Here is an 8092-nt window from a genome sequence, read left to right on the forward strand (position 1 = left end):
CCGCCCGCCCGCAGCAGCCGCTGCACCCGGAAATCCTCAACAACGATCCGCCGCATCGATCTCCTCCGTCCCGCACAACACGAAGAGGCTGCGCGCGTACGGTAAACGAGCACGGGAGACCGCTGACCAGGCCAAAGGAAATGGCTCCGGTCCACAAGGGCCGCGGCATCCGTACCTCCAGAACCCCCCTGGCGGGTAGTGGGACGGGAGGCGGACCGGTGCGCCAGGAAGGCGCCCGGCCCCGCGCGCAGACAGGGACGCGGCCGGGCCACCCGTACTTTGATCCTTGTGCGGGGCGGGAGTGATCGCATCACGAAGACGCCACTCCGGGGACGCGGACGCCTTGTGCATGAGCAGGGATCAAAGCCGGCCCTGCCCTTGCCGAAAACCTCATCCGCCCTGGTGGGAGCTTGGTGTGCGGGTGCGCGGGGTCTCGGGCCCGGGGGCTCGAATTGGTCCTCTCGCGCGACTGGTGACCGCCCCGGCATGATTGCCGATCGTGCTGCTGCGATTGGCTTACCTGACCGTGACGAACGCGTTCGCGATGCTGCGTCTGCTGCCGATGAGCGATCGGGACAAGAACGCGGAGATCCTCGCCTTGCGCCATCAGATCACGGTGCTGGAGCGCCAACTCGGTGGCGAGAGGGTGCGGTTCACCCCGAGCGATCGCGCGTTCTTGGCGGCGTTGCTGCATCGGATGCCGGTCGAGGTGCTGCGCAGGGTGCGGCTGCTGGTGCGTCCGGACACGGTGCTGCGCTGGCACCGCGATCTGGTCGCACGCCGCCATGCGGCCCGGTCCCGGCCGAAGCGCTCGGGACGGCCGCGGATCCTGCGCTCCATCCGCGCCCTGGTCCTGCGGCTCGCCCAAGAGAATCCCAGCTGGGGGTATCGCCGCATCCACGGTGAACTTCTCGTTCTCGGTATCAAGGTGGCCGCCTCCACCGTCTGGGAAATCCTCAAGGAGGCCGGGCTTGATCCGGCGCCCGAACGGGCCTCCAGCACGTGGTCGGACTTCCTGCGCTCGCAGGCCGACGCCCTGTTGGCGTGCGACTTCCTGGAGACGGTCACGCTGTCCGGGGCGCGGCTGTATGTGTTCGCGGTGATCGAGCACGCCAGCCGGCGGATCAGGATCCTGGGCGCCACCGCGCACCCGACCGCCGCGTGGGTGACGCAAGCCGCGAAGAACCTCGTCATGGACCTCGAAGACGCCGAATGCCGGGCAAGGTTCCTGATCCGTGACCGCGACGGGAAGTTTCCCGCCCTGTTCGACACCGTCCTCAAGGACGCGGGGATCGAGGTCGTGCTCAGCGGCGTACGGATGCCGCGCATGAACTCGATCACGGAAAGGTGGGTGCAGACCTGCCGGCGTGAGCTGCTGGACCGCACCTTGATCTGGAACCAGCGGCACCTGCTCCACGCACTACGGGAGTTCGAAGAGTTCTACAACTCCCACCGGCCGCATCAGGGCATCGCCAACGCCCGTCCGCTGCACCCGCTGCCGGTGCCGATCACCGATCCGGAGCAGATCACCCGCCTCGACATACGAAAACGCGAACGGCTCGGCGGCATCCTCCACGAGTACCAACATGCCGCCTGAACTGGACGGATGAGGTTTTCGGCAGCAGCAGGGTGAAGAACGACCGGCTCAACCACGCCGGCTACCTCTGGGCCTTCTCCGCCATCACCGCCTCACCTGGCGCCAAAGCCCACTACCGAAGGCGCCGCGACGACCACGGAGACTGGCACGCTGCCGCCCAGAGAAACCTCTTCAACCGCATGCTCGGCCAGCTCTACCACTGTCTCCAGCACCGCAAGCTGTTCGGCGAACAAACCGCCTTCCCCATCGAACCCCCTGCCGCCGCTTGACGAGTTAGAACCCTGAGGTGTCTCACAGGGCAATACACCTAGCCCTGGGGAGAGGCAGGTGCCTTGGTCGTCATCGTCCGGCCGGTGATCAGGCCCGCGAGGAGCAGGCAGATGACGGCCCACCAGGGAGGGCCGTTGAGGGTGTCGTACACCGCCGTGCCGATCCCCTGTCCCACGAACTGGCCCGCGATGAGGGCGCCCGCCGCCGTGCCGGAGTGCTGGGGGACGACGTCGGCGGTCGCGGTGGCGAAGAGCGGTGTGAAGACCAGGCCGATGCCCAGGCCCGCGATGAGCACGCCGGGCAGCAGCACCGCGTACGAGGCGTCGGCCCCGATGGCGATGATGCCCAGGGCCAGCCCGAGCGGCGTGATCATCAAGCCCGCCATGGCGATACGGCGAGGCGGCACGTCGCGCCGCAACAGGCGGGGGGAGATCTGCGTGGCGCCGATGACGATCGCGGCGAGCATGGGCAGCATCGGCAGGACATACAGGTCCGGGGAGTAGCCCAACTCATCGCCCATGATGTCGGCCAGGGGTGGCATCAGAGAGAGGATGCCGGTGCCGACGAAGAACATGGTCAGGAAGCCGCCGCGGCGGCTGCGGTCCTGGAGGACGTGCGGCGGGAGGAGCGGCGTCGGTGTTCTGCCCTGCCACCACAGGAAGGTCATGACCAGGGCGAGGCCGCCGAGCATCGGGGCGGCCACCGGGAGGGTGCCCCAGCCGTCAAGCGGGGCCCGGGTGAGACCGTAGGTGAGGGCGGCCGGCCCGAGGGAGCCGAGCAGCGCACCGGGCAGGTCGAAGCGGGCACCGGTGCGGTCCGGGCGGTCGTTCGGCAGTACGCGGACGCAGGCCAGGGCGATCAGGGCGAGGAGCACGCCGATGGCCAGCATCGGGCCCGGGGGCAGGAGTCCGGTCGCGAGCAGCCCCAGCGCCGGACCGCAGACACTGACCGAGGCGTAGATGCCGAAGGCTCTGATCCGTTCCTTCGGTTCGGTGAAGCCGGTGACCACCATGGCCAGCGCCGTCGCTGTCACGAGTGCGCCGAAGCCGCCCTGCAGGACGCGGCCCAGAATCATCACCGGCATCTGGGAGCGGCCGGGGTCGGGGAAGACGTCGGACAGGGCGCACAGCACGCCGGCCGCCGCGAAGCCCGCCAGGCCGATGGCCAGCGCCCGTCTGCGCCCCACGAGGTTCGCGACATGTCCGCCGGGCAGCAACAGCCCGACGAACGCGACCGCGAAGGCGTACGTCACCGGCGAGTACTTGGAGTACTCGCCGTAGAAGTGGGACAAGCCACCGATCGTCGTTGCGAACAGCACCGCCAGCTGCGCCAGAGCGATCACCGCCAGGCCCCGCCCGCGGCGGGGCGCCGGGGCGGTGGCCTCGTGCGCGGGGGCCGTCGGGGTGTACGCGGGTGCCTTGGCGGGGGTGGCAGGGGCCGTCGGGGTGTACGCGGGTGGCTCGGCCCGCGCCGCGGGCACGTAGTCCAGCAACTGGGCGGTGCGGCGGCCGAGTTCCGCCAGCACCTCGCCGGGCAGCCAAACGCCGCTGTCGTCGCCGTCGTCCCCGCCGGTGCGGGTGGAGATCTGCTCCGGGGTCGGCCGCTTGGCCGGGTCCTTGTCCAGGCAGGCACGTACGAGGCCGACGAGGGACTCCGGTACGCCGGTCAGGTCGGGCTCGTCCTCGGCGACCTGGAAGAGATGGGCGTTCAGCCCGGTGTCGGTGGCGCCGAAGAGGAGCCGTCCGGTGGCGGCGTACACGAGGACGGCGCCGAGGCAGAAGACGTCGCTGGCGGGGGTGAGCTCACGCCCCCGGACCTGCTCGGGGGACATGAAGCCGGGGGAGCCGATCAGCATGCCGGTGCGGGTGTGCAGGCTGTCGCCGGTCAGGCTGCCCATCGCGCGGGCGATGCCGAAGTCGATGACCCGCGGCCCGTCCACGGTCACCAGGACATTGGACGGCTTGAGGTCGCGGTGGATCAGCCCCGCCCCGTGCACGGCCCGCAGCGCGAGGGCGAGGCGGTTGGCGAGGACGCGGACCGAGTGCTCGGGCAGCGGGCCGTAGTCCTGGGCGACGACCGTCGTCAGGTCCGGTCCGGGCACGTACTGGGTGGCCACCCAGGGCACCTCGGCCTCGGTGTCGGCGTCGAGGACGTCCGCCGTCCAGCTCCCGCCCACCCGCCGGGCCGCCGCCACCTCACGGGCGAAGCGCTTGCGGAACTCGGCCTGCGCGGCGTACTCGGCCTGTACGACCTTGACCGCGACCGTACGGCCGACCTCCGAGCGTCCGAGGTAGACCAGGCCCATGCCGCCGGCGCCCAGGCGGGCGATGAGGCGGTAGGGGCCTATGCGCGTGGGGTCTTCGACGGTGAGCGGGTTCACTCCAGGAATCTAGCCCGTGGCCGTCGGCGCGGGTGGGGAAACGGAGGAGATGCGTGCCCGTCCCCTCCGTGCCCATCCCCTCCGTGCACCTTCACGGTGACCCATCACGTGTCCTTCGCAGATGCCTGCCAGACCATCCGGGAAACAGGTCAATCGACGGTATGGCCCTCTTCCCCTCCATACTGGGGAAAACCCGTGGCCCGGAGTGCGGCTGCCCGGCGAAGGGCTTCTGGCTATGTCCACGACTCTCGGTTCTGGCACAGCTTCCGTGCCGAGTGACGCTCCGTTATGGCTGGACGTAGAAGAGAGCGATGGAAGCGGGTGGCGGGGCAAGCACTGCGCGAAGGCTGGTGAGTATGGCTCGCCACTGCTTCCAGTCCTCTGGGTCAACCCCGTTTGAGGCCAGCCCGTCCTCGTCGCTGGTGATGCGGGCGAGGGCTTCGTCGGCGAGTGCCCGAAGGTCGGAAGGGAACACGGGCATAGGTGTTTCCGGACCGTAGGACATGTCGACGGGTTCGCCTCCCGGACATTGCGCCGCGATGAGTGCAGCGGCGGCCACCGCCTCTTCTGCTTCCGTGAGATAGCCGGTGGCGTCGATCGTCCGGATGAGGACGCCTCGGATCAGGGCTTCGCGCGCCTCGGGCTCGGCGTCGTCGAGAGCGTTGGCGAAGTCCGCTGCTGTGTCGTTGTCAAAGGGACCGGTATCCCAGGTGCCCATGCTGATCTCCCTTGCGTAAGGTCGCCCGGATCCTCGCATCAGGGACTGACAACATGACTACGGGGCGAGCAGGACCCGTTTACGCAGGAGGTCGAAGCCTGCGCGGCCGAACATCTGGCGCTTGAGCATCTTGATCCGATTGACGTGGCCTTCGACGACTCCGGAGTTCCAGGGCAGCGTCAGGCCGGCGATGACCGCGTCGCGGTCTCGGTCGATTCCTGCCGCGAGAGTGTGGAGGCTGGGCAGGTCGTCCTGGCGGACAGCGTCGAGCCACTGCGGGAGTCGTTCCCCCTGGCGCTCGGTGAGCATGTGGGCGAAGGACCGGACGTGACGGGTCAGGGCATCGAGTTCGGGACAGTTGGCCAGGACGGCCTTGAGCCGGAGCTGTTCGATCTCGGTCAGCGTCTCGGGTCGGCTGAGGATCCATCTCGTCACCACGCGGGGTGCCGGCGGTTGCGCGGTCACCGGCCGTGGCGAGGTGCGCTTCTCTCGCAGGTAGGCGCTGACCCGGCCGTAGCTGCCTCGATAGCCCAAGGGAACGATCTCCTCCCAGAGCTTCCAGGCGTTGGTGCAGCCCTCGTCCCAACGTTCGTCCAGGTAGGGCTTGTACTCGTCGAGGACGGAGGTCCTGTTGTGCTGCCACTGACCGCGAAAGAGGTCTTCAGGCTTCGCAGCGTCGGCGAGGCTCTTGACGGTGCGGTGGGTCATCCGGAGCTGACGCCCGATGGAACGGCGGCTGTGGCCGGCTTCCAGCAGCGCATGGACCGTGGCGTGCCTGGCTCGGACGCGATTGGCGAACCGCTCGCTCCGCCATGGCGAGCCCGCCTTCTCCTCGGGCGGCGCCGGTGGTTCGGCCTTCGCCTCACGATCGGGGACCAGAACGCGAAGGCACTGGCGGTGGCGGGCGACCGCCCGCTCAGCGGCTTCCCCGAGGTTGTGCCACAAGTGCCAGCGGTCGGCGACCTGCGTCGCCTGGGGTGCCCCGGCAGTGGCGCCTTCCGCGAAGAACGGCGCTCGGTCCCGGCAGACGACCTCGATCCCTGGCCGCCAGGCGAGCCAGGCGGCCAGGCTCGATGCTTCTCGATCAGGCAGGAGATCAATCGGCCGGCGGGTTTCGACGTCCACCAGGACAGTGCCGTAGTGGCGGCCCTTGCGGGTGGCGTATTCGTCGACGCCGACCACCCGCGGCGTCGGCACCTCCGGCTCGGGCAGCGCCTTGACCAGGCGCAGGACCGTACTCCGGCTGATGGACATGCCGAGCACGGCAGCCAGGCGGGCGCCGGCTCGACCAGCCAGGGCGAGACCGACTGCGGTCAGAGTGGAACGCAGCCGCTCGGTGCGCTGGCCATGCCTGCGGGTGAGGCCGGATATCTGCTCCACGAACGTCCGACGTGGGCACTTGGTGTTCCCGCACCGGAACCGCCGGACCCGCAGCTGGAGTACGACGCTTCGTCCGCCGCTCGGGACGTCAGCGAGAAACCGCAGGTAGGAGCTGTGAACTCGGGTCGAGCAGACTCCGCATCCCGAGCAGGCGGCGCCGGCCGTAGTGCACTGCGCGTCGAGGCGCACCTTCTCGACATCTACGTCCACCGACAGCACCGCGATGTCCGCGATCGCCGGGAACAACAGCGTCTTCAGCCGGAGTACAACGTCTTCCACGGCCCGGACTGTCAGCCTAGCGGCACTGACCACCATCCATTTTCGGGCGACTTCGTATGCCGTCCGAAGACGCTCAGCCGTCACTCACCGTGGCCACTGCACGGAAGCTGTGCCAGAACCCGACTCTCGGCAGCGATTGTTCACGGCTGCGGAAGGCGCTCGCAGCGCGGCGGGATCGATGTTCACGACGATGGGCAGCAGCTCGGTCCGAGGACGGTCACACGGCGACGGCGCGGCCACTACCGGCGGCCTACCCTCATAGCCAGCGCTTTTGTCTTGTCCCTGTACGAGCAGCAGGGCACCTCGAACTCCGCTGCCCCCATGACGTGCCCCGTACTGCTGCCCGCCGTCGTGAACATTCGATGCGCCCCGACGGTCACAACGCTGCCGAAACTGCTGTCAAAACGCTGCTCCCTGTCGCGTACAGAGCCAGCCCGACATGCTGAAGCGGGCCGCGGCGACAACGGCGGCCCTGGCCGGTGCTCTCGTGCTCGCGCCTGCCGCACACGCGGACGGCGGCGGCTCCGGAGTCGGTACCCCCGGCTGCAAAGGGGCGACGATGTTCGTCAAGGTGTGCGCCGAGGAAACCGTCAGCACACCCCCCTCGGGCGGTGGCCACGGTGCGAAGGCGACATCCGCTGGCACCTCTGGCAGCGGCTCGAAGCCCCACTGCGAATACACCAAACTCGACCCGCCGCCCCCGCCGGAGAACCTGGCGTGGGACGGCAAAACGCCCAAGGACGGCTCGGTCTACCAAGTGAACTGCGCGGACACGGGCCGGGTCGGCGTGGTGTTCGTACCCAATGGCATGGCAGGCCCCGCCGCACCGGCGATCGACCCCGAAGTGGTGGCGCGCCGCGCGGTCGACTCCATGAAGTTGGTGGGCCCGAAGGTGGCCAGCCCCCGCGCGGCCGGGAAGTACGTGGTCGGGATGCCGATGTGGATGTGGGTGACCCGCTCGACGTCGTCGTACGGCCCGGCGTCCGCGACGGCGACGGCGGGCGGCGTCACGGTCACCGCCACCGCGAAGGTGGCCGCGATCCGGTGGGACATGGGTGACGGCACCATCGTCACCTGCAACGGCCCCGGCACCCCGTACAGCGCCGACCGCGGAAAGGCTTTGTCCCCGGACTGCGGCCACCGCTACGAGCGGAGCGCCGCAGACCAGCCGGACGGCCGCTACAAGGGCACCGCAACCGCGACCTGGACCGTCACGTGGACCGCCCCCGCCCTCGGCGACGGCGGCGAGTTCACCGAGACCCGACAGACCGCGTTCACCGCTGCGGTGGGCGAGGTCCAGGTCCTCAACTAGGCGGCCCGTACCGCCCCGACCACAGGCCCGACCACGGGCCGACGCAGGCTGACCACAGGCCCGACCACCGCAGGTCAGGGCCAAGACGCCTTCTGCTATCGCCCGCCCGTACGATGGCCGGTGTGACCGTCCGCCGTGCCCTTGGCGCAGGCCCTC

5 protein-coding genes and 1 pseudogene are annotated in these 8092 nt (G+C 69.5%); 3 read left to right on the top strand and 3 right to left on the bottom strand.

Annotated elements, in window-relative coordinates; genetic code table 11:
- The first annotated feature begins 499 nt into the window (after positions 1 to 499).
- Together EES42_RS44185 and EES42_RS44190 are read left to right on the top strand one after the other, a co-directional pair.
- A complete protein-coding gene (locus EES42_RS44185; protein WP_124723814.1) occupies positions 500 to 1597 on the top strand; it encodes an integrase core domain-containing protein in 1098 nt (365 codons plus the stop codon).
- Positions 1598 to 1629: 32 nt separating this feature from the next.
- Positions 1630 to 1866, top strand: a pseudogene (locus EES42_RS44190) (IS110 family transposase); the annotation flags it as partial.
- 38 nt (positions 1867 to 1904) lie between these two features.
- Here EES42_RS44190 and EES42_RS44195 read toward each other — a convergent pair.
- From EES42_RS44195 to EES42_RS44205, 3 genes are all read right to left on the bottom strand, one after another.
- Positions 1905 to 4247 carry a bifunctional serine/threonine protein kinase/MFS transporter gene (locus tag EES42_RS44195; RefSeq protein WP_124723815.1) on the bottom strand — a complete coding sequence of 781 codons (2343 nt, stop codon included), beginning with the start codon at positions 4245 to 4247 and terminating at the stop codon, positions 1905 to 1907.
- Positions 4248 to 4533: 286 nt separating this feature from the next.
- On the bottom strand, positions 4534 to 4965 hold the full coding sequence (locus tag EES42_RS44200; RefSeq protein WP_124723816.1) for a DUF4259 domain-containing protein: 432 nt from the start codon (positions 4963 to 4965) through the stop codon (positions 4534 to 4536).
- A 57-nt stretch (positions 4966 to 5022) separates the two neighbouring features.
- A complete protein-coding gene (locus EES42_RS44205; protein ID WP_206434006.1) occupies positions 5023 to 6624 on the bottom strand; it encodes an ISL3 family transposase in 1602 nt (533 codons plus the stop codon).
- 439 nt (positions 6625 to 7063) lie between these two features.
- On the opposite strand from EES42_RS44205, the gene EES42_RS44210 reads away from it, so the two are divergent.
- Positions 7064 to 7936, top strand: a complete 873-nt coding sequence (locus tag EES42_RS44210; RefSeq protein WP_124723817.1) for an ATP/GTP-binding protein — start codon at positions 7064 to 7066, stop codon at positions 7934 to 7936.
- Positions 7937 to 8092 lie beyond the last annotated feature (156 nt).

This window comes from Streptomyces sp. ADI95-17, from assembly GCF_003846175.1.
Taxonomy (GTDB): Bacteria; Actinomycetota; Actinomycetes; order Streptomycetales; family Streptomycetaceae; genus Streptomyces; species Streptomyces sanglieri.